General features: G+C 63.8%; 21 protein-coding genes. 9 read left to right on the forward strand and 12 right to left on the reverse strand.

The features are described from left to right. Nucleotides 1-1278, reverse strand: coding sequence for a 5-aminolevulinate synthase (gene hemA, locus A3AU_RS0126020; RefSeq protein WP_027054424.1), 1278 nt, complete (start codon nucleotides 1276-1278; stop codon nucleotides 1-3). Between the two features lie 278 nt (nucleotides 1279-1556). Here hemA and galE point away from each other — a divergent pair, with 278 nt between their 5' ends. Both galE and A3AU_RS0126030 read left to right on the forward strand, forming a co-directional pair. Further along, on the forward strand, nucleotides 1557-2552 hold the full coding sequence (galE, locus tag A3AU_RS0126025; RefSeq protein WP_027055495.1) for a UDP-glucose 4-epimerase GalE: 996 nt from the start codon (nucleotides 1557-1559) through the stop codon (nucleotides 2550-2552). Between the two features lie 109 nt (nucleotides 2553-2661). After that, nucleotides 2662-3912 carry a D-amino acid dehydrogenase gene (locus tag A3AU_RS0126030; protein ID WP_027055496.1) on the forward strand — a complete coding sequence of 417 codons (1251 nt, stop codon included), beginning with the start codon at nucleotides 2662-2664 and terminating at the stop codon, nucleotides 3910-3912. 50 nt (nucleotides 3913-3962) lie between these two features. On the opposite strand, the gene A3AU_RS0126035 is transcribed toward A3AU_RS0126030, so the two are convergent. From A3AU_RS0126035 to A3AU_RS0126065, 7 genes are all read right to left on the reverse strand, one after another. Then, complete coding sequence (locus A3AU_RS0126035; protein WP_027055497.1) at nucleotides 3963-5339, reverse strand: FGGY-family carbohydrate kinase; 1377 nt, start codon at nucleotides 5337-5339, stop codon at nucleotides 3963-3965. After that, nucleotides 5336-5653: an L-rhamnose mutarotase gene (rhaM, locus tag A3AU_RS0126040; RefSeq protein ID WP_027055498.1), complete on the reverse strand. Its 318-nt coding sequence runs from the start codon at nucleotides 5651-5653 to the stop codon at nucleotides 5336-5338. Before rhaM ends, A3AU_RS0126035 begins: the two co-directional genes overlap by 4 nt. Then, nucleotides 5653-6648 carry an ABC transporter permease gene (locus A3AU_RS0126045; RefSeq protein WP_027055499.1) on the reverse strand — a complete coding sequence of 332 codons (996 nt, stop codon included), beginning with the start codon at nucleotides 6646-6648 and terminating at the stop codon, nucleotides 5653-5655. Before A3AU_RS0126045 ends, rhaM begins: the two co-directional genes overlap by 1 nt. Next, the gene (locus A3AU_RS0126050) at nucleotides 6645-7625 is read right to left on the reverse strand and encodes an ABC transporter permease (RefSeq protein WP_027055500.1); all 981 of its coding nucleotides are present in this window, start codon (nucleotides 7623-7625) and stop codon (nucleotides 6645-6647) included. The genes A3AU_RS0126045 and A3AU_RS0126050 overlap by 4 nt, the downstream gene beginning before the upstream one ends. Beyond that, entirely contained in the window at nucleotides 7622-9163 is a 1542-nt protein-coding gene (locus A3AU_RS0126055) for a sugar ABC transporter ATP-binding protein (RefSeq protein WP_027055501.1), read from the reverse strand. The genes A3AU_RS0126050 and A3AU_RS0126055 overlap by 4 nt, the downstream gene beginning before the upstream one ends. A gap of 84 nt (nucleotides 9164-9247) precedes the next feature. Continuing rightward, nucleotides 9248-10243 (reverse strand): rhamnose ABC transporter substrate-binding protein, encoded by a 996-nt coding sequence (rhaS, locus tag A3AU_RS0126060; protein ID WP_027055502.1) that lies wholly within the window; start codon nucleotides 10241-10243, stop codon nucleotides 9248-9250. Nucleotides 10244-10293: 50 nt separating this feature from the next. Further along, nucleotides 10294-11097: a DeoR/GlpR family DNA-binding transcription regulator gene (locus A3AU_RS0126065; protein WP_013897232.1), complete on the reverse strand. Its 804-nt coding sequence runs from the start codon at nucleotides 11095-11097 to the stop codon at nucleotides 10294-10296. A gap of 184 nt (nucleotides 11098-11281) precedes the next feature. On the opposite strand from A3AU_RS0126065, the gene A3AU_RS0126070 reads away from it, so the two are divergent. The 3 genes from A3AU_RS0126070 (at nucleotide 11282) to ggt (ending at nucleotide 16607) form a co-directional block, all read left to right on the forward strand. Then, nucleotides 11282-13384, forward strand: a complete 2103-nt coding sequence (locus tag A3AU_RS0126070; protein WP_027055503.1) for a bifunctional rhamnulose-1-phosphate aldolase/short-chain dehydrogenase — start codon at nucleotides 11282-11284, stop codon at nucleotides 13382-13384. Between the two features lie 90 nt (nucleotides 13385-13474). After that, nucleotides 13475-14767 carry an L-rhamnose catabolism isomerase gene (gene rhaI, locus A3AU_RS0126075; protein ID WP_027055504.1) on the forward strand — a complete coding sequence of 431 codons (1293 nt, stop codon included), beginning with the start codon at nucleotides 13475-13477 and terminating at the stop codon, nucleotides 14765-14767. 100 nt (nucleotides 14768-14867) lie between these two features. Further along, a complete protein-coding gene (ggt, locus tag A3AU_RS0126080; protein ID WP_027055505.1) occupies nucleotides 14868-16607 on the forward strand; it encodes a gamma-glutamyltransferase in 1740 nt (579 codons plus the stop codon). Nucleotides 16608-16658: 51 nt separating this feature from the next. On the opposite strand, the gene A3AU_RS01000000136140 is transcribed toward ggt, so the two are convergent. Next, nucleotides 16659-17000, reverse strand: coding sequence for a hypothetical protein (locus tag A3AU_RS01000000136140; RefSeq protein ID WP_080511918.1), 342 nt, complete (start codon nucleotides 16998-17000; stop codon nucleotides 16659-16661). Nucleotides 17001-17449: 449 nt separating this feature from the next. On the opposite strand from A3AU_RS01000000136140, the gene A3AU_RS0126090 reads away from it, so the two are divergent. Genes A3AU_RS0126090 through A3AU_RS0126100 form a run of 3 tightly spaced genes read left to right on the forward strand, consistent with a single transcriptional unit; the run spans nucleotide 17450 to nucleotide 21263 of the window. Beyond that, nucleotides 17450-18325, forward strand: coding sequence for an ABC transporter substrate-binding protein (locus A3AU_RS0126090; RefSeq protein WP_027055506.1), 876 nt, complete (start codon nucleotides 17450-17452; stop codon nucleotides 18323-18325). Then, nucleotides 18318-20366 carry a Fe(3+)-hydroxamate ABC transporter permease FhuB gene (gene fhuB, locus A3AU_RS0126095; RefSeq protein ID WP_027055507.1) on the forward strand — a complete coding sequence of 683 codons (2049 nt, stop codon included), beginning with the start codon at nucleotides 18318-18320 and terminating at the stop codon, nucleotides 20364-20366. The genes A3AU_RS0126090 and fhuB overlap by 8 nt, the downstream gene beginning before the upstream one ends. A 24-nt stretch (nucleotides 20367-20390) precedes the next feature. Continuing rightward, nucleotides 20391-21263 (forward strand): alpha/beta hydrolase, encoded by an 873-nt coding sequence (locus tag A3AU_RS0126100; RefSeq protein WP_027055508.1) that lies wholly within the window; start codon nucleotides 20391-20393, stop codon nucleotides 21261-21263. A gap of 52 nt (nucleotides 21264-21315) precedes the next feature. Here the strand turns inward: A3AU_RS0126100 and A3AU_RS0126105 are convergent, their stop codons facing one another. Both A3AU_RS0126105 and A3AU_RS0126110 read right to left on the reverse strand, forming a co-directional pair. Beyond that, nucleotides 21316-21804 (reverse strand): hypothetical protein, encoded by a 489-nt coding sequence (locus A3AU_RS0126105; RefSeq protein ID WP_027055509.1) that lies wholly within the window; start codon nucleotides 21802-21804, stop codon nucleotides 21316-21318. A gap of 257 nt (nucleotides 21805-22061) precedes the next feature. Further along, on the reverse strand, nucleotides 22062-22502 hold the full coding sequence (locus A3AU_RS0126110; protein WP_027055510.1) for a hypothetical protein: 441 nt from the start codon (nucleotides 22500-22502) through the stop codon (nucleotides 22062-22064). 290 nt (nucleotides 22503-22792) lie between these two features. Here A3AU_RS0126110 and A3AU_RS0126115 point away from each other — a divergent pair, with 290 nt between their 5' ends. Beyond that, nucleotides 22793-24073 (forward strand): RsmB/NOP family class I SAM-dependent RNA methyltransferase, encoded by a 1281-nt coding sequence (locus A3AU_RS0126115; RefSeq protein ID WP_245235576.1) that lies wholly within the window; start codon nucleotides 22793-22795, stop codon nucleotides 24071-24073. Nucleotides 24074-24109: 36 nt separating this feature from the next. Here A3AU_RS0126115 and A3AU_RS0126120 read toward each other — a convergent pair whose 3' ends face one another. After that, complete coding sequence (locus A3AU_RS0126120; RefSeq protein WP_027055512.1) at nucleotides 24110-26143, reverse strand: YgiQ family radical SAM protein; 2034 nt, start codon at nucleotides 26141-26143, stop codon at nucleotides 24110-24112. Between the last annotated feature and the right edge of the window lie 654 nt (nucleotides 26144-26797).

Raw genomic sequence — 26797 nt, forward strand, 5'->3', positions numbered from 1 at the left:
TCAGCCGCCTGACTTGGGTACCAGCAGAGGCACGATCCGGTCGCTCTTGGCCACGGGCGGACGGCCGGCGGAGCCGTAGGGGATGCCGAGCGCATCCCATGTCTCGACCAGCGCGTCCTGCAATCCCGCGATCAACGCGTCGGAATGGAACGGCGTCGGCGTGATGCGCAGCCGCTCGGTGCCGCGCGGCACGGTCGGATAATTGATCGGCTGGATGTAGATGCCGTGCACGCCAAGCAGCCGGTCGCTCGCCATCTTGCAAAGCTCGGGGTCGCCGACCAGCACCGGCACGATATGGGTTGGCGACTCCATCACCGGCAGGCCGACGGCCGAAAGGATCTGCTTGGTCCGGCTCGCCTGCTGCTGCTGCGCGTCGCGCTCGGCCTGCGATTGCTTGAGATGACGGATCGAGGCGGTGGTGGCGGCGGCGATCGCCGGCGGCAGCGCCGTGGTGAAGATGAAGCCCGGCGCATAGGAGCGAACCGCGTCGATCACCGCGCTGGTGCCGGTGATGTAGCCGCCCAGCGTGCCGAACGCCTTGGCCAGCGTACCCTGGATGATGTCGATGCGGTCGGCCAGGCCCTCGCGCTCGGTGATGCCGCCACCGCGTGGGCCGTACATGCCCACGGCATGGACCTCGTCGATATAGGTCATGGCGTTGTAGCGTTCGGCGAGCTCGACGATCTCTCTGATCGGTGCGATGTCGCCGTCCATCGAATAGACGCTTTCGAAGACGACCAGCTTGGCGCGTTCGCGTCCCGCCGCCTGCAACAGGCTTTCCAGATGCGCGATGTCATTGTGGCGGAAGATCTTCTTCTCGGCGCCCGAGCGCCGCACGCCTTCTATCATCGAGGCATGGTTCAACTCGTCCGAGATGATCAGGCAGTTGGGCAAAAGCCGCGCAATGGTCGAGATCGAGGCTTCGTTGGAGACGAAGCCGGAGGTGAAGACCAGTGCCGCTTCCTTGCCGTGCAGGTCGGCAAGCTCATGCTCGAGCTCGACCAGCGGGTTGGAGGTGCCCGAAATATTGCGGGTGCCGCCGGCGCCCGAACCCATTTTGCCGGCCGCGTTCTGGAACGCGGCGATGACATCGGGGTGCTGGCCCATGCCGAGATAATCGTTGGAGCACCAGACGGTGATTTCCTCGGCGCGGCCATTGGAACGCCATATGGCGCGCGGAAACTTCCCCGCTATACGCTCGAGGTCGGCGAAGACACGATAGCGACGCTCCGCATGGAGCTGGTCGATCGCTTCTTCGAAGAACCGCTGGTAGTTCATGTCGGCTTCCCAATTTTGCGCGGGATCATAATCATTGCCCTATTGGTCGTCCACCGGGCCGGTTTGGTCAAAATGCCACGCCCCGCACCTGTTCCTAACGCTGACGGATCGTGGCCTATTCCACTGCACGGCACGCCTTGTGGATCACGTTTGTTTCAGCCCAATGCCACATCAAGTGAATGCCGGTTACCAAGGGTTCTAATGGCCATCTGTTAGGCTTTCCAGTAAGGCGGTTGTTGAGACAGTTTCCAATAAATCTTGGGTAAGCGAGGTCGCGGATGACGGTTTTGGTGACAGGCGGCGCCGGCTATATCGGCAGCCACATGGTCTGGGAATTGCTGGATGCCGGCGAAAGCGTGGTGGTTCTCGACCGGCTTTCGACCGGCTTCGAATGGGCGGTGGCGCCGGAGGCAAAGCTGGTCGTCGGCGATGTCGCCGACGAGGACCTGGTCGGATCGATCATCAGGGATAACAAGGTCGACGCGATCATCCATTTCGCCGGTTCCATCGTGGTTCCGGAATCGGTCGCCGATCCTCTCGCCTACTACGAGAACAACACTTCGAAGACGCGCACGCTGATCGAAACCGCGGTGCGCGAGGGTGTGCCGCATTTCATCTTTTCCTCGACCGCCGCCGTCTATGGCGGCGCCGGGCTCGAGCCGGTGCGCGAGGATGCCCGCCTGGCGCCGGAGTCGCCCTATGGCCTGTCCAAGCTGATGAGCGAATGGATGCTGCGCGATGCCGGCCTCGCGCATGACATCCGCTATACGGCGCTGCGCTACTTCAACGTCGCCGGCGCCGACCCGAAGGGCCGCACCGGCCAATCGACGCCGGGCGCCACCCATCTGATCAAGGTCGCCTGCGAGACCGCGCTTGGCAAGCGTCCCTTCATGCAGGTCTTCGGCACCGATTATCCGACCCCCGACGGCACCTGCATGCGTGATTATATCCATGTCAGCGACCTGGCGGCGGCGCATCGCTTGGCCCTGCAACGGCTGCGCGCCGGGGGACCGAGCCTTGTCGCCAATTGCGGCTACAGCCACGGCTATTCGGTGCTCGAGGTGATTGAAAGCGTTCGGCGCGCCTTTGGCCGCGATTTCGAAGTGAAGATGGGTGCCCGGCGTCCCGGCGACGCGGCTGCGGTGGTCGCCAATTCGGATCTCGCGCGAGCCGAACTCGGCTGGACCCCGCAACGTGACGACCTCGACCAGATCGTTGCCGATGCGCTTGCCTGGGAGCGCATCCTGACCGGCAAGAACTCCGCGAGGGGCTGAACCGGCGAGCTGTTGGGCCAAGGGCTCGCACGCCTTGCCGGGAAACGCTATTGAGGACAGGTCGACGCGACGCGTGGCGTGGCGCCCGGTTTGATCCCGTGGGGGCGGAATGAAGGTATTGGTGCTGGGAGCCGGTGTCGTTGGCACGGCGGCTGCTTATTTTCTTGCCAGCGACGGGCACGAGGTGACCGTCATCGAACGCCATGAGGCCGCGGCGCGCGGCACCAGCCAGTCGAATGCGGGCCTGGTTTCGCCGGGCGATGCAACCGCCTGGGCTTCTCCGTCGGCGTTGAAGACCTTCCTTCGCGGGCTCTGGAACCATGAACTCGGCATCAAGGTCAGGCCGACCCTCGATCCCTATTTCTATGCCTGGAGCCTGCGCTTCCTGCGTGAGTGCACCGTGGCGCGCATGCGCGCCAACACGCGGGTCAAACTGCGGCTCGCTCTGTATTCACGCGATTGCATCAATGCCGTTTCCGAGCAGACCGGCATCCACTACGATGAACGCAAACGCGGTATCGTCTATTTCTTTCGCTCGCAGAAGAGCCTCGACTCCGGCACCGACAACTACCGCTTCCTTGCGGAACATGGCCTGCCGATCGAGATCGTCGGCCGCGAGCGTCTGGTTGAGCTCGAGCCAGGCCTTGCCGCCGTGAAGGAAAAGATTGCCGGTGGCGTCTATTCGCCGATAGACCAGACAGGCGATTCCAAGCAGTTCGCCGACAAGCTGGCCGCTTACGCCGCTGAAAAGCTCGGCGTCAATTTCCTGTTCGGCACAACGGTGACTGGCCTCGACATCGATGGCGACAGGGTTCGCGCCGTCATGACATCGGCCGGCCCGGTGGCGGCTGATGCCGTTGTCATTTCCATGGGCCCGGAAAGCGGACTGCTCGGCCGCCGTTACGGCATCGACCTGCCGGTCTATCCGGTGAAGGGCTATACGATGACGGTGCCGCTTGAGGATGAGTTCAGGGGGCCGACCATGGGCGGGGCGGATGAAGATCAGCTTCTTGCCTATTCGCGTCTCGGCAACCGGCTAAGGATGTCGTCGACCGCGGAGTTCACCGGCTTTGACCGCACCTTCAAACCGCGCGACTTCAACTCGATCCTGAAAACCAGCAAAGACCTTTTCCCCGGAGCCTTCGACGAGAAAAAGGCGCTTCTCTGGGCAGGACTGAGGCCGATGATGCCCAATTCCGTCCCGGTGTTCGGCCGGGCGAAGTACAGCAACCTCTATCTCGATACCGGCCACGGCCATCTTGGCTGGACCCTGGCTTGCGGTTCCGGGAAGTTGATCACCGACCTCGTCGCCGGTCGCAAGCCGGAGATCGATCCGCAAGGGCTGGTCTACCAGGGATAAGGATGCCGGGACCGCAAATCCTGTCGGTCTTTGGCAGGCGCATCTTGTGATCAGGACCGCGTGTCGACCGCTGCACGCCACGCGCTGACATAGCTGGCCCAGACCGGATCCGCCGGCGGCTCGAGCCGCTCGCCCTTGCCACGCATCGCAACTTGATCCGATGCCAGCAATGCCGCGCCGATGCTCGTGCCCGTGGCTGCTTCCGAAGCGATGACGGTGCGCATTGTCGCCGCCGCCAGCATGCCGACAAACAGGCTGTTGCGGGCGAAGGGACCCTCGACAATGGTCGGGCCGTCGGCGCCGATCAGGTCGAGGCAGGTCGCCGTCATCAGCGCCAGATAGAACGAGATGGCGGCGAAGCGCTCTCCCTTGCCGATGCCGTCGGCGTCAAGCCATGTCGCTTCATGGTGCGGGAAGGGTCCCGATCCCTGCTGGGTCGACGGCAGCAGCAGCATCTTTCTTGTCAGGACCGCCAGCACATCGCTGCCGCTGCAATCCAGCGGCCTGTCTGATGTCAGCATGGAAAATTCGCGGCCACCCATGAAGCGGGCCGACGGCACGGGATGGCCCAGCGCATTGACATTGACCAGCGTGTCGCGCGCCGGATCGAGATCCACCATCTTGCCACCCACAGCCATCGACACCACCCAGGTGCCGGTCGATACGACGGAGAAGGGCGGCGTGTCGGACAGAAGGTGCGGCAGCAGCGAGGCGTTGGAATCGTGCAGGCCGCAGAAGACAGGCGTTTGCGGATCAAGGCCGGTGCGCTCGGCAAGCACCGGCAGGATAGGGCCAAGCCGCTCCCCGGCAGGCCGCACCGGCGCCATCAGGCTACGCCAGCCCAGACTGTCGACCATTGATGAGAAATCGCCGCCCCAAGGGTTCCACATATCGGTGTGGCAGCCAAGCGATGTCACCTCGTTGGCGGCGACGCCGGTCAGCCGCAGCGCCCAGTATTGCGCATACATCAGCATCGCGGCGGCCCTGGCGAATTCCACCGGAAAACGCTTCTCAAGCCAGAAGAACTGCGCGCCGAGATTGAGGCCGAGCGGCAGGCGCGGCGTGCCGGTTTCAGAGAAGGGCGGGCGGATCGCGTCATAGTCGGCAGCCAGCCTGTCGGGGCCGTCGAACTCATAGTCGAGGACGGGCAAAACGAGTTCACCCGAAGCGTCGACCAGCGCGCCGGTCGCGCCGTGGGTGGTGATCGAGATGGCGTCGATGCGCTGCTCGCGGTTGAGGTCGGCAAGGCTGTTGAGAATAAAGGTCCACAGCGCCTCGACATCGTGATGCGGGTAGGGCGCCTGCCGCGCCGGCGCGTTGGCCATGCGGCGCAACGCCACCTCGCTCAACGTGCCGAGGTCGACCAACGCCACCTTGGCATTGGTCTTGCCGATATCGATGACGGCGATATGGCGCGGAGCACTCATGCCATATGGAACACGGTTTCCAGGGACACGGCCAGCGGCTCGTTGTCCGGCTTCGTCTCCATGATGTCGGCCATGTGAGCCCACCAGCGCTGCATCACCGGATGCTTCGGCAGCTCGCCCATGACATGGTCGTCGCGCCGCCACAGCACGCCGAACAGGATGTTGGTCTCCTCGTCGAGATGGATGGAATAATCGGAAACGCCGGCCTGCTTCAGCAACTCGACCAGTGATGGCCAGATCTCGTCGTGGCGCTTTTTGTACTCGGCTTTCATGCCGGGCTTGAGCCGCATCTTGAACGCATATTTCTCGGGCATCAGCTGTTACCACGCAGCCGGCGCCAGACGATCGGCAGCGCGATGACGATGATCAAGAGCAGGCCGATGAAGATCGACATGACGATGCCAGGCACGTTGAGCAGGCCGAGCCCGAAAGTCACCAGCCCCATGATGAAGGCGGCGAGTACGACGCCGACAATGCTGCCGGCGCCACCCAGAATGCTGACCCCGCCGAGCACCACCATGGTGATGACTTCGAGCTCATAGCCCTGCGCGATCGACGGGCGGGTCGAGCCGAGCCGCGAGGTGATCAGCACCGAGGCGATGCCCGACATCAGCCCGGTCAGGCAGAACAGGATGAATTTGATACGACCCACGCGCACGCCCGAAAACTGCGCCGCCACCGGATTGTTGCCGATGGCAAAGACGCGGCGGCCGAAACTCGTGCGGTGCAACAGGAACCAGTAGACGACGGCCGCGACAAGGAAGAGCACCAGCTCGAACGACACCACCCACCAGACGTAGCCCTGGCCGAAGAACGCGAAACTTTCGGGATAGCCCTTGTAGGCCTGGTCGCCGAGGATGATGAACGCGATGCCGCGAAACAGGCTCATCGTGCCGATGGTGACGACGATGGAGGGCAAGCCGAGCCTTGTCACCAACAGTCCGTTGAAGGCACCGCAGCCAAGCCCGACGAGGATGCCGATCGCCACCAGCTCCGGCGTGCCCGCACCCGCCTGCACCGCCATGCCCATCATGGTCGAGGCGAGCGCTATGATTGCGGCCACAGACAGGTCGATCTCGCCGGAAATGATCAACAGCGCCATGGCAAAGGCGATCAGGCCCTTCTCGGTGAAATTGAAAGTCAGGTCCGACAGCGAATAGGGGTCGAGGAAATAGGGCGAGGCAAAGCTGTTGATGGCGAAGATGGCGGCGGCCACCACGACCAGCAGCGACTCCCACGAGAAGATGGCCGAGCGCAGCGGTTTGTCGAGCCGGTCGGGAATATGGCGTGGGGCAGGGATGTCGGTCATGTCACCGCCTCCACTTTTCTCAATATGATGCGGCCTTGCTGGCGTTCGCCACGAGCATTCAGCACGACGGCGAGAATGATGGCGCTCCCCGAAATCGCCATCTGCCAGAAGGGCGAGATGTTGATGACCGGCAGCGCGTTGGAAATGATGCCGAGGAACAGCGCCCCCAGCACCGCGCCGCCGACCGAGCCGATGCCGCCGGCGATCGAGATACCGCCGATGACGCACGCGGCGATGATGTTGAGCTCGTAGCCGTTGGCGACCTCGACCGAGGCGATGACGTAGCGCGAGATCCAGAGATAGCCGGCAAGGCCGCCGATCATGCCGGAGATGCAGAAGACGATGAATTTCGTGCGGCCGACATCGATGCCGGTATAGACCGACGCCGTTGGATTGACGCCGATGGCGTAGATCGAGCGGCCGAGCGCGGTGCGCGTCATCAACACGAAGAACAGCGCGATGACCAGGATGGCGATCCACGACAGCACCGGAATGCCGAAGAAGGCCGCGCGCTGGAAGCCGATGAAGTCAGGGCTCATCTTGTCGGCATTCACCCAGGCGCCGCCTGACAGCACGAAGGTGGCGCCGCGATAGATGGTGAGCGTGCCCAATGTCACCACGATGGAAGGGATGTTCAGTCGCCACACCAGCAAGCCGTTGATGGCGCCCAGCACCAGCCCGACCAGCAGTGCAATGACGATCAGCAGGGGGATCGGGATTGCCGGATGCGCGGCGTTCAGCATCGCCACCACCATACCGGTGAAGCAGAGGTTCGAGGCCATCGACAGGTCGATCGACCGGGTCAGGATGACGACCATCTGGCCGAACGCCAGGATCATCAGGATCGAGGTGTCGTTGAACACCTGGCGCAGATTGCCGGGGTCGGCAAAGGCGGGAAAACGCGTCGAGATCAGTCCGATCAGCGCGATGATGGCGGCAGCCAGCCAGATTTCGCGATATTTTAGGAAAGCCTTCATGCCGCGATCCCCGCTGCCGTCCGCACCAGCGTTTCGGCGTCCAGGTCCTTGTTGTCATAGACCGCCGCGACAAGACCCTCACGCATGACCACGACCCGGTCCGACATGCCGAGAATCTCCGGCAGTTCCGACGACACCATGATCACTGACAGGCCCTGCGCTACCAGTTCGGCCATGAAGCCGTGCACGGCGGCCTTGGAGCCGATGTCGATGCCCTTGGTCGGTTCGTCCAGGATGATTACTTTTGGCGCGGTCGCCAGCCATTTGGCGATGACGATCTTCTGCTGGTTGCCGCCCGACAGCGTGCCGACGTCCTGGCTGAGCGAGGACGCCCGCAGATCGAGGCGCTCGGTGTAGGAGCGGGCAAGTGAAAATTCTTCCGACAAGCGCAGCAGGCCGGATTTGGATGTGCGCTTGAGCGACGGCAGCGAGACGTTCTGGACGATCGGCAGGCCGATCACCACGCCCTGCTTGCCGCGTTCTTCCGGCACATAGACGATGCCGGCCTCGATCGAGTCAGCCGCCGATTTCGGCGCGATCACCTTGCCGTCCAGCGTGATCGTGCCGCCTGACGTGCGGGTGATGCCCGATATCGCCTGCATCACCTCTGAGCGCCCGGCGCCGACAAGGCCGTAGAAGCCGAGGATCTCGCCCTTGTGCAGTTCGAAGCCGATGTCGTGGAACTCGGTCGGATGCGACAGGCCGGCGACGGAAAGCACCGGCGCGCCGATCTCGGCCTTCCGCTGCGGGAATATATGATCGACCGAACGGCCAACCATCATGCGCACGATCTGGCTCTGGCCGGCATCCCTGATCAGGCCTTCACCGACCATCTCGCCGTCGCGGAACACCGTGTAGCGGTCTGCGATGCGGTAGATCTCGTCGAACTTGTGGCTGATGAACAGGATCGCCTTGCCTTCGCTCTTGAGGAACTCGATCAGCAGGAACAACTCCTCGATCTCCTTCATCGAGAGCGCGGCGGTCGGCTCGTCCATGATGACGATCTGGGCGTCGATCGACATGGCGCGGGCCACGGCGACCAGATGCTTGTTAGCGATGCCGAGGTCCTTCAGCCGCGCGTCGGCGTCGATATGGCCGGCATGCATGGTGTCCAGCACTTCGCGGGCATTCTTGCGCATCGTGCGCCAGTCGATGGTACCGAAGCGCGAGCGCGGCGCATGGCCGAGAAAGATGTTTTCAGCGACCGTCAGGTCGTCGAACAGCACGGTTTCCTGATGGATGGCGGTGACGCCATGGCCGAAGGCGGCATGCGCGCTGGGCAAGGTGACCGCCTGGCCGTCGATGCTGATCGTGCCGGCGTCCGGCTGGTAGATGCCGGTCATGATCTTGACCAGCGTCGACTTGCCGGCGCCGTTTTCGCCGATCAATGCGGTCACCTGGCCCGGATAGAGCGACAGGCTGACATCGTGCAGCGCGCGCACGCCGGGAAAGCTCTTCGAGATGCCGGACAGCGTCAGGCGTGGCATGGAGGCCTCTGGTCCCTCCTTCACCGTGCCGTGTTGGGCTGTCGTGTCCATGGTGGTATCAAGCCCTGAAACAAGGTCCGTTTAAAGTCGCGGCGGGACGTGAGCCCCGCCGCGACAGCTTGAGAGCGTCCGAGATCAATAGATCTTGGAGAACTTCTCGATGTTGCTCTTGTCGAACTGGAAGGGCGGAGCCATCGCAGCCGAGTTGGTGTCGTCGAGCGTGACCTTGCCGACGCGGCCGATCGACAGCGTCGCGCCGGGCTTGGCCTCTTCCTTCTTCACCGCCAGGTCGTGGGCGAGGTAGACGGCGGAGTAGCCGAGGTCGATCGGGTTCCAGAGCGCAACCGCCTGGCTGGCGCCGTTGTCGATGAACTTCTTGAACTCCGACGGCAGCGCCAAGCCGGTGACATTGACCTTGCCGATCAGGTTCTCGTCGGTGACGACCTGGGCGGCGGCAACGACGCCGACGGTGGTCGGCGCGATGATCGCCTTGAGGTTAGGATAGGACTTCAACAAGCCCTTGGCCTCGTCCGTGCTTTTTGCGGAGTCATCATCGCCATAGACGGTCGCGACCAGTTTGATCTTGGGGAACTTCTCCGGCAGGATCTTCTTGGCCGCGTCGATCCAGGCGTTCTGGTTGGTGGCGGTCGAGGAGGCCGACAGGATGGCGACGTCGCCGCCTTCCGGCAGATAGTCGGCGGCGAGCTTGATGATGGTCTCGCCGATCAGGCCGGTGTCGGACGGGTTGAGGTGAAGCTGGCGACCTTCCTTGGCGACGCCCGAATCCCAGGAGATGACGGTGATGCCGCGCTCCATGGCCTTCTTCAGCACCGGTACCAGCGCGTCGGCGTCATTGGCCGAAATCGCGATCGCGTTGACCTTCTGGGCGATCAGCGAGTTGACCACTTCGATCTGCGCTTCGGCGGTCGCCTTGGTCGGGCCGGTGTAGATGATGTCGACATCGCCGAGTTCCTTGGCCGCCTCTTCGGCGCCCTTGTTGGCGGCATCGAAGAAGCCGTTGCCGAGCGACTTCACCACCAGCGCGATCTTGACGTTCTCGGCATAGGCGGCATTCACGAACATGGCGGCCGAGAACGCGGCCGTCACCATCAATTTCTTCAGAAAGCTCATCGTATATCCTCCCTTTTTGCGTTGCATTCCATCACCGCTGCGGGCGCGTCTCAGGCCTGCAGTGAAGATTCTTCCTTTGCCGATTTGCGGGCGACGATCAGCGTCACGCCGGCGGTTTCCAGCATCTTGGCCTCGCGATCCTCGATGCCGTCATCGGTGATGACGGTGGCGATGCGCGACAGGCCGCACAGGATCAGGCTGGAGCGTTTGCGGAATTTCGAGGAATCGACCAGCACCACCAGCTCGTCGGCCTGGTCGATCAGCTTCTGCTCCGCCTGTATCAGCAGCGGATCGCCTTCCATCAGCCCGAGTGGCCCAAGCCCCTGCGCGCCCATGAACATGCGGCGCGCATAGAAATTGCGCGTCACGTCATTGTCGAAGGGCGAGAGGATGATGTTCTGCTCGCGGTAAATGGTGCCGCCCGACAGCATCACCGTGTTCTTGGAATGCTTGAGCAGATGCTCGGCGATCGGGAACGAATTGGTGAAGATCGGCATACGGCGGCCGGTCAGGAAATGCACCATTTGGAAGGTGGTGGTGCCACCATTGATGATGATCGGCTCGCCATCCCCGCACAATTCGACCGCTTCGCGAGCGATCGCCCGCTTCTGCGAAGCATTGATCGTTTCGTTGACGGAAAAGGGCCGGCCAGCCAGGCCGATGAACTGTGGCGGCGAGATTGCCTCGGCGCCACCGCGCACCCGGCGCAGGCGCTTCTGGACATGCAGAGCAGCGATGTCGCGCCGGATCGTCGCCTCGGAGGACTCCGTCAGGTCGACCATTTCCTGCACCGTCACCACAGGTTTTTCCTGGACGGCGGACAGAATGATCCTGTGGCGCTCTTTTTCGTGCATGGTTCCTCCCTGCCTGGCCATCTAGGCACTCAAAACGAGCAGTGTCAATCATTTCCGATCATATAATTTCATTGTGCAGTGCAATATGATCGATATTGACCGTTTGTGATTGACAAGCAAGGCGCTTGCGTAGACATTCCCGGCAAAATGGACTGCGGCTTTTTGCGTCCCAGGGAGGATATCCATGCTCGACAAGCGCTCCGGCTCGCGCCTCGCCAATCTTTGGGATGATGCGAAGGCCAAGGGGATGAGCGACCCCGAGCTTCTGGTCTATCGCTCGAACACACTGGGTTCCGACAAGCGCGTCACCAATTATGGTGGCGGCAACACATCTTCCAAGATCCGGCAGAAAGACCCGCTCTCGGGCGAGATTGTCGAGGTGCTGTGGGTCAAGGGCTCAGGTGGCGACAGCGCCTCGATCAAGCTTGACGGTTTCGCCACCCTCTACATGGACAAGTTGCGCGCGCTGAAAGGCCTTTATCGCGGCGTCGAACATGAGGACGAGATGGTGGGATATCTGCCCCACTGCACCTTCAACCTCAATCCGCGCGCGGCCTCGATCGACACTCCGCTGCACGCCTATGTGCCGAAGCCTTTCGTCGATCACATGCATCCCGACGCCATCATCGCCATTGCCGCGGCGAAGGATTCCAGGGCGCTGACCAAGGAAATCTTCGGCGACGCCATCGGCTGGCTGCCGTGGAAGCGGCCGGGCTTCGAACTTGGCCTGTGGCTGGAGAAGTTCTGCCTCGAGAACCCCACCGCGAAAGGCGTCATCCTCGAAAGCCACGGCCTGTTCACCTGGGGCGACACGCCCAAGGAATGCTACGAGACGACGATCTCGGTGATCAATCAGGCGATCGAGTGGTTCGAGCGCCGCTCCGAGGGGGTGGCCATCTTCGGCGGTGAAATGGTCAAGTCGCTCGACGCTGCCGCCCGCCGCGCCATCGCGGCGAAGCTGATGCCCAGGATTCGCGGCCTGATCTCGGAAAAGAGCCACAAGCTCGGCCACTTCGACGATTCACCCGCCGTGCTCGAATTCGTTAATTCGAGGGATCTGCGACCGCTGGCCGCACTTGGCACCTCATGCCCGGACCATTTCCTGCGCACCAAGATCCGGCCGCTGGTCATCGAGTTCGATCCGGCCAAGCCTGATGTCGATGCGGTGATCGCGCGCCTCGCCGACGACGTCGCCGAATATCGTGTCGGCTATCAGGCCTATTACGACAGCTGCAAGCATCCGGACTCGCCCGCCATCCGCGACCCGAACGCGGTGGTCTACCTGATGCCCGGCGTTGGCATGTTCACCTTCGCCGGCGACAAGGCGACCGCGCGCATCTCCGGCGAGTTCTATGTCAACGCCATCAATGTCATGCGCGGCGCCTCGACCGTCTCCTCCTATGTCGGCCTGCCGGCCCAGGAAGCCTTCGACATCGAGTACTGGCTGCTCGAGGACCTGAAGCTGCAGCGCATGCCGAAGCCGAAGTCGCTTGCCGGCCAGATCGCGCTGGTCACCGGCGGCGCCGGCGGCATCGGCCGCGCGACCGCCAACCGGCTGCTGCGTGAAGGCGCCTGCGTGGTGCTGGCCGACATCGACGAGGCGGCACTGGCCAGCGCCAATGAGGAACTGGCCAAGGCCTATGGCAACGATTTCGTCCGCCCGGTGGTCATCAACGTCACCTCCGAGGACCAGGTCGTCTCCGGCTTTGCCGAGACGGCGGTCGAGTTCGGCGGCATCGACATCCTGGTCTCCAATGCGGGGCTCGCCTCCTCGGCGCCGATCGAGGAAACCACGCTGGCGCTGTGGAACAAGAACATGGACATACTATCGACCGGCTATTTCCTGGTCTCGCGGGAAGCCTTCCGGCTGTTCAGGGTGCAGAAAATTGGCGGCAACGTCATCTTCGTCGCCTCCAAGAACGGCCTTGCCGCCTCGCCCAACGCCGCCGCCTATTGCACCGCCAAGGCGGCGGAGATCCATCTCGCGCGCTGTCTGGCGCTGGAAGGCGCGGAGGCGCAGATCCGGGTGAATGTCGTCAATCCGGATGCCGTATTGCGCGGCTCGAAGATCTGGACCGGCGAGTGGAAGGAACAGCGCGCCGCTGCCTACAAGATGTCGACCGACGACCTCGAGGAGCATTACCGCTCGCGCTCGATGCTGAAGCGTTCCGTGTTTCCCGAAGACATCGCCGAGGCGATCTATTTCTTTGCCTCCGACATGTCGGCCAAGTCGACCGGCAACATCATCAACGTCGACGCCGGCAACGCGCAAAGTTTTACGCGCTAGGCGCGCTTCCCTTCCGTTTTACGGGCAGAAGGTGCCCGAAGGGCGGATGAGGGGCGGCGTCAGCCGAACGTAGTCTTGGGAGGAAGTGCATTGTCCGAATTGATCATCTCCGCCGACGTCATCGAAAAGAGCAACGCCGCCCGCAAGGCCGGCCTCGAGCGCGACTATGCCTCGCTCGGCGAACGCCTTGAACGTCGCGGCATCGCCATCGACGTCATCCGCGCCAAAGTCGAGAAATTCGCCGTGGCCATCCCGTCCTGGGGCGTCGGCACCGGGGGCACCCGCTTTGCCCGGTTTCCCGGCGCCGGCGAGCCGCGCGATATCTTCGACAAGATCGAGGATTGCGCCGTCATCAGCCAGTTGACGCGGGCGACGCCGACCGTCTCGCTGCATATTCCGTGGGACAAGGCCGATCCGAACCGGCTGAAGCAGGCGGCCTCACGCTTCGGCCTCGGCTTCGACGCCATGAATTCCAACACCTTCTCCGACGCCAGGGACCAGAAGCTGTCCTACAAATTCGGCTCGCTGTCGCATGCCGATGCCGGCACCCGCCGGCAAGCGGTCGAGCACAATCTCGAATGCATCGAGATCGGCAGGACGCTGGGCTCCAAGGCGCTGACCGTATGGATCGGCGACGGCTCGAATTTTCCCGGCCAGGTCAATTTCGCCAAGGCCTTCGAACGCTACCTCGACGCCATGAGGGAGGTCTATGCCGGACTGCCCGCCGACTGGAAGCTGTTCACCGAGCACAAGATGTATGAGCCGGCCTTCTATTCGACGGTCGTGCAGGACTGGGGCACCAACTACATGATCGCCAAGGAATTGGGCGACAAGGCGTTCTGCCTGGTCGACCTCGGTCACCACGCTCCCAACGTCAACATCGAGATGATCGTATCGCGGTTGATCCAGTTCAAAAAACTCGGTGGCTTCCACTTCAACGATTCCAAATATGGCGACGACGACCTCGATGCGGGCTCGATCGATCCCTACCGGCTATTCCTCGTCTTCAACGAATTGGTCGACGCCGAACTGTCGGGCGTCGAGGGTTTCGACCCGGCCCACATGCTCGACCAGAGCCACAATGTCACCGATCCGATCGAAAGCCTGATGCTGTCGGCGGTCGAGGTGCAGCGCGCCTATGCGCAGGCGTTGCTGGTCGACCGCAAGGCGCTCGAAGGCTTCCAGGACGGCAATGACGCGCTGATGGCGACGCAGACATTGAAGGCAGCCTATCGCACAGATGTCGAGCCGATCCTGGCCATGGCGCGGCTGAACACCGGCGGCGCCGTCGATCCCGTCGCCGCCTATCGCGAAGCTGGCTACCGCGCCAAGGTCGCGGCGGAACGCCCGGCGGTTGCCGGCGGCAGCGGCGGCATCGTGTGATGTGCCTAACACCCTATTTGATCTGGGCCACCGCCATTGGTGGTGGACAGGTTCGCCGGCAGGGTCTTTCCTAGGCGCACGCAACGCCGGGAGCACCGCCATGCCTTTGACCCGCCGGACGCTGATTGGCGTCACTCTTTCGCTCGCAATTGCCCTCACGCCGTCGGCAATCGCCTTTGCCGCGTCGCCAGCGCCCGCCAAGGGCGAGCACGGCATGGTGGTCACCGCCCAGCATCTGGCCTCGGAAGTCGGCGTCGAGGTGCTGAAGAAAGGCGGCAATGCGGTCGATGCGGCGGTCGCCGTCGGCTATGCGCTCGCGGTCGTCTATCCCAACGCCGGCAATATCGGCGGCGGCGGCTTCATGACCATCCGCTTCAAGGACGGCAGATCCACCTTCCTCGATTTCCGCGAGCGCGCGCCGCTCGCCGCGACGAAAACCATGTATCTCGACAAGGATGGCAACCCGGTGAAGGGTGCGAGCCTCGACGGTTACCTCGCGGTCGGCGTGCCGGGTTCGGTGGCGGGCTTCGAGATGGCGCGCGAAAAATACGGCACGCTGACGCGGCAGGACCTGATGGCGCCGGCTATTGCCTACGCCAAGGATGGGTTTGTGTTCGATCAGGGTGATGCCGCCTCGTTTGCCGGCAACGCCGACCGGCTGGCGAAGGACCCCGCCGCCGCCGCCGCCTTCCTCAAACCCGACGGCAAGCCTTATGGCATCGGCGAGCGGCTGGTGCAGCCGGACCTCGCCGCCTCCCTCTCGGCGATCTCGGAGATGGGCGCCGATGCCTTCTACGAGGGCGCTATCGCCGACGCCGTCGTCAAGGCAAGCGGCGCCAAGGGCGGCATCCTGGCCAAGTCCGATTTCGAGCAGTATGCCGTGCGTGAGCTGAAGCCGGTGACCTGTTCCTATCGCGGCTACGAGATCATCTCCTCGCCGCCGCCGAGCTCCGGTGGCGTCATCATCTGCGAAATCCTCAATATCCTCGAAGGATATCCGCTGTCCTATCTCGGCGCCGGCTCGGCCGAGACGGTGCATGTCATGGTCGAGGCCATGCGGCATGCCTATGTCGACCGCAACTCGGCCCTCGGCGATCCCGATTTCGTCGACAATCCGGTCTCGAAGCTGCTCGACAAGAACTATGCGAAAGACATCCGCGGCAAGATCGATCCGTTCCGGGCCGGCGTGTCACAAGACTTGATGCCCAAGGGTTTCGGCGAATCGAAGGAGACCACCCATTATTCGATCATCGACAATGACGGCAACGCGGTGGCGGTCACCTACACGCTGAACGGTTCGTTCGGCGCCGGCGTCGTCGCCGACGGCACCGGCATCCTGCTCAACAACGAGATGGACGATTTCACCCAAAAACCCGGCGTGCCCAACCTCTACGGGCTGGTCCAGGGCGAGGCCAACGCCATCCAGCCGAAGAAAACGCCGCTGTCATCGATGAGCCCGACCATCGTCGCCAGGGACGGCAAGCCGTTCATGGTCATCGGCAGCCCGGGCGGTTCGCGCATCATCACCATCACGCTGGAGGCCATCGTCAACGTCGTCGACCACGGCATGAACATCCAGGAGGCGATCGACGCGCCGCGCATCCACCACCAATGGCTGCCGGACAAGATCTATGTCGAGCCGTTCGGACTTTCGCCCGATACCGAAAAGCTGCTGGCCGGCATGGGCTACCACCTCGATCTCGGCGATCAGACCTGGGGCAAGGCGGCGGGCATTCTCGTCGGCGGCAACAGCTTGGGCGAGATCGAGAAGGGTGGGGGCGCCCGCTACAACGGCGCTATCGACAGCCGCGCGGCCTCAGGCGAGGCGCTGGGATATTGATACCCGGACGGCCCCCTGGCCGGGCGCCGGTTCAAGGCCTCGCAGGGGCCGTCAGGTAACCAGCGTTATGGTCGATGCGATCAGCATCAGCGCCGCGATACCGACGAACAGCGCATAGATGCGCGGCCTGTCGAGCAGCAGCGCATTTCCTGAAATCCAGGCCGATGTTGCGCCGCCCAGCGCGAAGAGGAACCCGTTGCGATGGCCAAAGGTCATCGACGCGGCCATCAGCCCGCCGATGATCAGGGCGCCAAAGACGATGATCACGGCGACCGCGTATTTCTCGAAATCATTGTTGCCGATTCCCGGCCCGATCGCGTTCAGATTGGGCAGGTCATCCGGGTCGAAGGGGTTCGCCGACCCGTATTCGTCTTGACCGATCGATTCTCGCATCACTCGTTCTCCGCTGACGGGCAACAAACCATCAACACTTGTCCAGTGCAACCCGATCGCACGCCCCTCTATGCGTTGGCCGTCATCTTCAACACGTTCCGGCGGCGCTTGTCACCGTTTTTTCGGACACCTGGCTCCAATGCAACACGCGTCCGCGCTCGGACGGTACGCCGCCATCCCATTCCATATGGACCGTGGTCGCGGGGAAAAGAAGATGGCGCCGATCAACTCGGCGCCGCCGTGCGCCGAGCGCTGCGGCGGGGAGTCGCAGCGCCCAGCCAGATGGATTGTTGGCTTCCGGCTGCATCTTCAATCTTGACTATGAAAGTCATGTTTTATAGTCAACCGGCATGGGCCGCTCGAGGCCGGAGTTCGCGAACAGGCACGCCAAATTGGAAACAGACCAGCAGACCAGTCCTGCGGGGACAGGCTATCGTTCGCGCGGTTGGATGACCCGGCGCGGCGCGCTCGCGCTGTTCGGGCTGCCCCTGGCTGCCATCATGTCGCGACCAGCCGAGGCAAAGCCGCTACGTATCATCTGCCTGGACGACGGACTGGCGGAAACCTTGCTCATGCTCGGCGTCACGCCGGTCGCTGTCGCCGACCGCGAAGTCTGGGAGAAGTGGGTGGTCGAGCCGCCGCTGCCGCCCGAGGTTGCCGATATAGGCACGATCCTGGAACCCAACCTCGAATTCCTGCAGCAGCTTCGTCCCGACATCATCCTCTCCATTCCCTATCTCGACGGCATCAAGCCGCAGCTCGAACGCGTGGCGCCGGTGACGACGATCGGCATCTATACGCCTGACGGCCAGCCTTATCGGCGCGCCATCGAGGCGACCCGGCAACTGGCCACCCTCGTCGGCAGGGAAAGGGAAGGCGAAGCGCTGATCGCGGCGACGGAGACGTATTTCTCGGATGTCAGGCGGCAATTGGCGCTGCTTTCGGCGCGGCCGGTCTACATCGTCAACTTCCTCGATCCGCGCAATGTCCGCGTCTATGGGGAAAAGAGCCTGTTTCAGGCGGTGTTCGACCGTATCGGCATCCGCAACGCCTGGACAGGCGAGACCAATTACTGGGGATTTGCGACCGTCGGCATCGACGGGCTGGCGACGTCGGACGACGCGCGCCTTGCCTATCTCGAACCCTTGCCCGAAGGGGCGGGCAGCACGCTGACCGAAAGCCCGGTCTGGAACGCCATGCCGTTCGTGCGCAACCGCTCGATCATGCGTTTGCCCCCGGTGTTGATGTTCGGCACGCTGCCGTCGGCGAGCCGCTTTGCCAGGCTGCTGGCCGAGGCGCTGACAGCGGAGCGCGCCGGTGGCTGAACAGCAAGCAATCTTGTCCGACGACACCAGCCTTCTCCCCGCTCGGGCGTCGTCATCTCGCCTATCAGGCCGATATCCCTTGGGCGCGATCCTGCTTTGCGTCGTGCTTTTTGGCGCCGCCGCTGCCGCGACCCTCTCCAACATGTCTGTGCAATTGCCGCCGGCGCTCTGGCTCGATGCACTCGCCGGCCCCGATATCGGCGACATGCGGCAGGTGCTGGTCCATTACGCCTTCCTGCCCAGGCTTGCCGTCAGCCTTCTCAGCGGCGCTGCCCTCGGTCTGGCCGGGACGGTGCTGCAGCAGGTCCTGCGCAACCCGCTTGCATCGCCGGAAACCGTCGGCGTCTCGGCCGGTGCCTATCTGGCGCTGGCGCTGGCGACGCTGCTTGCGCCGTCGCTGCTTGCCTACGGCCGCGAATGGGTGGCACTCGCCGGCGCGTTCACAGCCCTTGCCGCGGTCTTCGCTCTGTCCTGGCACAAGGGCCTGTCGCCGCTTTCGGTGGTGCTCGCCGGGCTTGTCGTCAGCCTCTATGCCGGCGCCATCGGGGCCGCCCTGGTGGTACTACGGCATGAATGGCTGGCCAGCCTGTTCATCTGGGGCGCCGGGTCGCTCGGCCAGCAGGACTGGTCGACGACGCTATGGCTGTTGCCGCGCCTGGGCGCCGCCGCGCTGCTGATCGGCCTGATGGTGCGGCCGCTGACCTTGCTTGGCCTCGACGATGAAGGCGCTCGCAGCCTGGGCGTCCCGCTCGGCCTCTACCGCTTCGCCGGACTGGCGGCGGCGGTCGCGCTCATCGCCTTTGTCGTTGCCGCCGTCGGTGTCATCGGCTTCGTCGGCCTCGCCGCAGCGACCCTTGCCCGCATCGGCGGCGCCCGTCGGCTTGGCCAGCAATTGGTGATGGCGCCGCTCATCGGCGCCTCCTTGCTCTGGGCCGCCGACCAGGGCGTGCAGGTCGCGACCGGGCCACAGGGCGATCTTCTGCCGACCGGCGCGATGACGGCGCTTCTCGGCGCACCGCTGTTGCTCTGGCTGCTGCCGCGCCTGGCGCTCGGGCTGGAAACGCCAGCGCTCGGGTCGCAGCATCTGCCACGCGCTGGTCGCTCGGGCCTCGTGCTAGCAGCGATCGGCGGCCTGCTGCTTCTGCTGCTCGCATTGGCCTTGCTCTACGCACCGGGGCCGCATGGCTGGACATTCGCCTCCGGCGATCAGCTGCAGCCCTTGCTGTCCTGGCGGCTGCCCCGGGTGTGTGCCGCCCTTGCCGCCGGCGCCATGCTGGCGCTGGCCGGGCTGATGATGCAGCGGCTGACCGGCAACCCGATGGCTAGCCCCGAAGTGCTTGGCATCAGCGCCGGTGCCGCGCTCGGCATGATGGTGGCGCTGTTTTCGCTTGCCGATGCCGGCCGCTCCGTCCAGACCGTGGCCGCAACCATCGGCGCCTTCGCCGCCTTGCTGGTGACGCTCGCAATCGGCCGCCGTGCAGCCTACGCGCCGGAACGGCTGCTGCTGGCCGGCGTCGCGCTGACCGCGCTGTTTGACGCGCTGATCCTGGTGCTCACCGCCACCGGCGACCCGCGCGCCATGCTTCTGCTCAACTGGCTCACCGGCTCGACCTATGGCGTCGACGCGGGTTCGGCCTTCTTCACCTCGACGGTTGCCCTTTGCCTGTTCCTGGCGTCGCCACTCTTCATGCGCTGGCTGGACATGTTGCCGCTCGGCTCCGCCGCGGTGCAAAGCCTTGGTGTGAACCTGCGGGCAACGCGGCTGCTGGTGCTCCTCATGGTTGCCGCACTCACCGCCGCCTCGACGCTCGTGGTCGGGCCGCTGACCTTCATCGGCCTGATGGCGCCGCACCTTGCGCGCCGCCTCGGCCTGTCGCGCGCGTTGCCGCAAGCGATCGGCGCGGTGCTCGTCGGCGCGCTGATCATGGTCTGTGCCGACTGGATCGGCCGCACCGCCATCTTCCCGCGTCAGATCCCGGCCGGCATCGTCGCCACGCTGATCGGCGGCCCGGTGTTGATGTGGCTCTTGCGCCGCAGCTGACTTTTTTGACCTTTGGAGATATCCATGTTCAAGTCGATGGCGACGCCCGCCCTCATCGCCGATACCACCGTCCATGACCTTCCGTTGGCGGGGGGTGGAGATCCCTGGCGGGTGTTCATTCATATACCATCCGAGCCGGCGCCGGAGGCCGGCTGGCCGGTGCTCTACATGACCGACGGCAATGCGGTCATCGGCACGGCGGTCGACGCCATGCGCGCACAAGCCTTCTATCCCTTGGGCACCAATGTCGGCTGGGGCGTCATCGTCGCCATCGGCTATCCCGGCGAGGGCGCCTATGACCCGCTGCGCCGCTCATGGGACCTCGGTCCGCCGCCAGGTAAGACCTATCCGCCCTTCTACGACGGTACGCCTGAGGTGAGGACCGGCGGAGCAGGCGAGTTCCTGGCCTTTATCGAGCATGAGCTGAGGCCGTGGGTCGCCAGCCGGACCAGGATCGACGAGAAGCGCCAAGCGCTTTACGGCCATTCCTTCGGCGGCCTGTTCGCGCTCTACGCACTGTTCACGCGCCCGCTTTCGTTCCGCACCCTCATCGTCGCCAGCCCCGCCATCTATTGGGAGGACCGTGCTATCGACCGTTTTCTCGAGCCTTTCGAGACGGCTGTCCCCGATGGCCTGAAGGCCGACGTGATCCTGTCGGCCGGCGAGTACGAGACCGAGAAGCTGGCGCCGTTCCAGATAGGGGCGCAAGACGAGGAAAAACGCCTGCTGCAGAAGAAGCTGACCCGCACTGACGAATTCGCGCGGGCAATGGCCGAGCGCCTCGACGCATTGCCGGGAATGCGCGCGAGTTTCGAATTGCACGCCGGCGAAAACCACATGTCGATCCTGCCGGTAACGGTCAATCGTGCGGTGCAGGCTGCGTTCGCGGTGCGGTAAGGGAATGCGGCCTTGCCTGAACACCTGCCTCGGCAAGAAGCACCTTGGGCCATCATTCCTGTGAAGGTGGAGCGCTCAATCGATGATAGGGGATGCCATCGAACCTTGCCGTCACAAAGTCCGTGACGGAGATCTTGCGCTTGCGTCCGTCGCTGCAGGCGTACATCGGCCAACCGGCGTCACTGCATTCGCTGGCTGCGCAAATACGCGCCAGGCAGTTACCGATAGTCAACCGGAAGCCGCCCTTGCCGGCGAAGCCTTGCAACAAGCTGCCGTCCGCCGAGCGCCATGTCCGTGCGCGGAATTCCGCCCGCAACAGCGATGGTTCGAGAGGGATCGCAAGATTGGTTTCGCCGGCAAGCCCCGCGAACCGCAGACGGAAGCGCGCCATGGCGGTCGTGTATGCAGTCACGATATCCGATTCGCGAAAGTATGCGATCGGCAGGTCGGAACGGTCGAGCAGATGGGACTTACGCTCGCTTGCCTCTAACGGGGTCAGCAAGGCAACAAAGGTAAGAAAGGCGAAGCAGGCTCGCGACATTTTTCAGCAGCCATATCGATCTCGGCTTGCCGGTTTGCCTCCGGTTGCCCTCCAGCACCATCCCGCCAATCGTCGCTCGGCGCAAGCCGCTTGCTGAGGCAGCCCGTAAGGCGGCTGGGCGTGCAATTCGCATGGCCGCCGTGTTGAAGCGATTGGGAGCCGAAGACGGTGACCCGCATCGACGAATTTGCGCGGACGATGGCGAGATGCGGTCGGCGTTGGCGGCAGGTAGGAACACCGCCGCCAGCCAGAGTTCCTTAGCCGAGGCGAGCCGGCGGCAGTTCGTACAGGTTGGCGCCGCTCTCCCGGCCGTGCTCGACATAGCCGATGACGCCGAACCACCGGGCGACATCGGGTCCCTGGAGCCAGCTGCGGGAATGGACGGGAAGGTTGCCAGCCAGCGCCTGGATCTGCCTTATATGCCGCTTGCAGAAACGCACGGTCGAGGCGCGGAAGAAATCCTCCTGCGCCGCAAACAGCGTATCGGCGGCATCGCTGTTCTCATGCCAGGCGATAATCGCCACGGCCTTCTCGCCCTCGACAAGCGCGTGCGCCCGGCCTTCCTTCAAATTCATCATCAGATTGTCGTAGGCGATCTTGCTGTCCTTGCCAGCCGCCGCGTATTCGTCCGACATCCGCTTGGACAGGCCATGAAAGACATCCTCGAGATCCCCGAGCGTAGCTGCGCGTGCTCTCATTTCACCTCCTGCAGCCCCACCGCAAGTTTGCCCTAGGGATGGGGGATCACCAAGCAAATTGAATCCTGATACGGGGCAACGGGAGCAAAGTCGTTTCGCTTGGCGGGTCGCGAGCCGGCGCCAACCGATGGCTGGGATGTGATCTCGCCATGGGCGGCGTAGTGTCGCTGGCGGCAGGCCGGCACGCGCGAGCAATGGTCATGCGCAAGTCCGTCCCCTATGGTGTCGTTTTTCAGCCTGATCATCGTTCCGTGACCCCTTCCGCCTGTCTGCAAGCTACCCTCGATCTTATGTCTGAAGTCGATAGTGTTGCCCGCCCTGCGGATGCTGTCGTCTCGGCCTGGTTCCGTGCCCGACGCACTATCGGCGACAAGGAACGTGGACAAATTCTGGAGTTGCTCTACGCGCTTCTGCGGCACCAGGCACGGCTTGGCTGGTGGCTGGTCAAGCATGGGCGCGAGGATATGCCCCGCAACCGGCTGCTCGCATGGCTTACGCTGAAGGAAGGCAAGACATCAGATCAGATCAAGGCCTTGTTCAATGGCGCGAAATTCGCGCCTGCCGTCCTGGTCGATCACGAGCACGCGCTGCTGGTCAAATTGCAGGGATGCACGATCGACCATCCCGGCATGCCGGAAGAGGTGCGCCTTGAATGCCCGCCCTGGGCGGCCGACCCCCTGCGGCGCCGTTTCAAAGAAGCGTTTGGCAACGAGATGGCCGCGCTTCTGACGTCGGCGCCGCTCGACCTGCGCGTCAATCCGATCAAGTCGACGCGCGAGACCATGCTTGGCGCGTTGAAAGATATTGGCGTGCGGGCGCGGCCGTCAGCCATGGCTACTTACGGCATTCGGGTGGATGAGCGCCTCTCCCTGGCAGGCCTGCCGATGCTGAAAAGCGGCGAGGTCGAGATCCAGGATGAAGGCTCGCAGCTTGTCGCCATGCTGGTCGATGCCCGGCCGGGCGACCGCGTGGTCGATTTCTGCGCCGGAGCCGGCGGCAAGACGCTGGCCATCGCCGCGCAGATGAACAACAAGGGCCACGTCGTCGCCTGCGACGTCATGGAAGGTCGTTTGAAGCGCGGCGCCGAGCGCTTCCGGCGGGCAGGGCTGCACAATATCGAGACCAGGCTTCTGGCCAGCGAAACGGATCGCTGGATCAAGCGCCACAAGGGCGGTTTTGATCGCGTGCTGGTGGACGCGCCATGCAGCGGCACCGGCACCTGGCGCCGCAATCCCGATGCGCGCTGGCGCGCCCGCGAGGAACAGGGTCTGGACAATCTCGTGGCGTTGCAGGCCCGCGTCCTGGCGAGCGCGGCGCGTCTGCTAAAGCCTGGCGGACGGCTGGTCTACGCAACCTGCTCCATGCTGTCCGAGGAGAATGAGGAGCAGGTAGCCGCGTTCCTTGGCGCGCATCCCGCCTTTCGTGTCGTGCCGCTGCACGAGGCCGCGCCGCGGCTGACGAACTCATCTCATCCCGACTATCTGTCGCTGACGCCCGCGCGCAACGACACCGACGGCTTCTTCGCCGCTGTCATGCAGCGAGAGGCTTCACCTGCGCCAAGCGCGGGTTGACAAAGGACAAAGCGGAAGTAGGCCGGGTCTGTCGGCTCACTTCTTCGGCAGCGGCACGCCTTTGGTGGTAAACCTCTGCCCCCGGCCGATCGGCCGCACGGGCCGCTTGGTGCCGGCGGCCTTGCCGGTTCCGGGCGGCTGGTGGGCGGGCACGAGCTGCTCGGGGCGAGGCCCGATGAGGTCGGCGCGGCCCATCTCCTTCAAGGCTTCGCGCAGCAGCGGCCAATTGTCGGGGTCGTGGTAGCGCAGGAATGCCTTGTGCAGCCGGCGCTGCCGCCCGCCACGAACGGTCTCGACCTTGTCGGTCGCGCCGCGCCGCACACCCTTCAGCGTGTTGACGCCGGTATGGTACATCGCGGTCGCCGTGGCCATGGGCGAAGGCAGGAAGGTCTGCACCTGGTCGGCGCGATAGCGGTTCTTCTTCAGCCAGAGCGCAAGCTGGAGCATGTCCTCGTCGGTCGTGCCGGGATGGGCGGCGATGAAATACGGAATGAGATAGTATTTCTTGCCGGCTTCCTTGGCTGCGGCGTCGAACATCTCCTTGAAGCGGTCATAGGTGCCGATGCCGGGCTTCATCATCTTGTCGAGCGGCCCACGCTCGGTGTGCTCTGGCGCGATCTTGAGGTAGCCGCCGACGTGGTGGGTCACCAGTTCCTTGACGTATTCGGGGCTCTTGACGGCCAGATCATACCGCACGCCGGAGGCGACCATGACCTTCTTAACGCCCTTGACCTCGCGCACCTTGCGATAGAGCCGGATAAGGTCGTCATGCGAGGTGTTGAGGTTGGGGCATATGTCGGGGAACACGCAGGACGGCAGGCGGCAGGCCGCCTCGATCTTGGGATCCTTGCAGGCCATCCGGTACATGTTGGCGGTCGGCCCGCCGATATCGGAGATCACGCCGGTAAAGCCCGGGGTCTTGTCGCGGATCTTCTCGATCTCGCGCAGGATCGAGCCCTCGGAGCGGTTCTGGATGATGCGGCCTTCGTGCTCGGTGATCGAACAGAAAGTACAGCCGCCGAAGCAGCCGCGCATCACCGTCACCGAAAACTTGATCATGTCCCAGGCGGGGATCTTGGCATCGCCGTAGGACGGGTGCGGCGCGCGCGCATAGGGCAGGTCGTAGACGGCGTCCATCTCGTCGGAGGTCAGCGGGATGGGCGGCGGATTGAGCCACAGGTCGCGGTCGCCATGGCGCTGGACGAGCGGGCGGGCATTGCCGGGGTTGGCCTCGCGGTGCAGCACGCGCGAGGCGCGGGCATAGGCGTCGCGGTCGCCCTCGACCTGCTCGAAGGAGGGCAGCCGGATCACCGTGTCGCCGGGCTTGCGGGTCGCACCCTCGTCGGCGGAATCGAGGTCGTCGGCATGGAGTTCGGTGAAGTGCTCGGGCACGCGGCGGAACAGGGCGACGCCCCTGACGGAGTCGAGTTGGCGTGGCGTCTCGCCGGCGGCAAGCCGGTTCGCCACCTCGACGACGGCGCGCTCGGCATTGCCGTAGATCAAAAGGTCGGCCTTGGCATCGGCCAGGATCGAGCGGCGCACCTTGTCGGACCAGTAGTCGTAGTGGGCGATGCGGCGCAGCGAGGCTTCGATGCCGCCCAGCACGATAGGCACGTCCTTGTAGGCCTCGCGGCAGCGTTGCGTATAGACGATCGTGCAGCGGTCCGGCCGCTGGCCGCCCTCGCCACCCGCCGTATAGGCGTCGTCATGGCGGAGCTTGCGGTCCGAGGTATAGCGGTTGACCATGGAATCGAGGTTGCCCCCGGTTACGCCGAAGAACAGCCTCGGCCTGCCCAGTGCCTTGAGCGGCTCCGCCGACTGCCAGTCGGGCTGCGAGATGATGCCCACCCGGAACCCCTGGGATTCGAGCAGACGGCCGATGATCGCCATGCCGAAGCTCGGATGGTCCACATAGGCGTCGCCGGTGACCAGCACGATGTCGCACTCGTCCCAACCGAGCGCCGTCATCTCGGCGCGGCTCATCGGCAGGAACGGTGCTGCACGTCCAGTAGGGGGCTTGACCCGGGCTAGCGGGGTCACGTTCTGTTGGGCGCTGGCTATGGTTTCCATGGCCGCGACGTATAGGCCGCTGCCGATGCGAATTCAATGAACCTCGATCTGGGCTCCGCAAAGATCGCTCTTTCGCACGGCGTAGGGGCTCGTTCCAGACAGGACCATGCCACCCAGTGTTTTGAAGCCGAGTTTACGCATCAGGCGAATGAACGTCCGCAATGCGTCTCGTTGTCCTGAAGGTGATGGTGCCCAGAGGCGGAATCCAAGTAGAGGAAATTTGAATTCGTTTTCAATCGCCTCGGCATGGAGCAATAGCAGCGCGGACCAACAAAAATACCAACAAAATATTTCTGTGGATTGGTTCGGTTCCCGAATAATGCCCTATCCATCCATGACACTGCATCAAGGTCGCGGTGCCGTTTCCTCCAATAGCGGGACGAGGAGAGAGCAGCAAATATCCTCCTATTATGCTGGCATGGGTCGACCACCCGGAATTGGAGAACTGCAATCAGGTAGTCGGTATCCCAGGTCGCGAGTTTTCGCTTTCCCTTGATGGATTGTTTTCCGGACATGGCTCGGATGAGGTTGAGGGCGAGGTGGCGGACCATGGCCAATGGGGCGGCCTCGGCGAAAGTTTTTGCGGTGAGATGCGAGAGGAGATGTAGCATCGCCGCTCGACCCTGACCTCGGCGCTGGTCTCGATGTGGGTCT

The sequence above is a fragment of the Mesorhizobium erdmanii USDA 3471 genome, assembly GCF_000472705.1.
GTDB classification, from domain to species: domain Bacteria; phylum Pseudomonadota; class Alphaproteobacteria; order Rhizobiales; family Rhizobiaceae; genus Mesorhizobium; species Mesorhizobium erdmanii.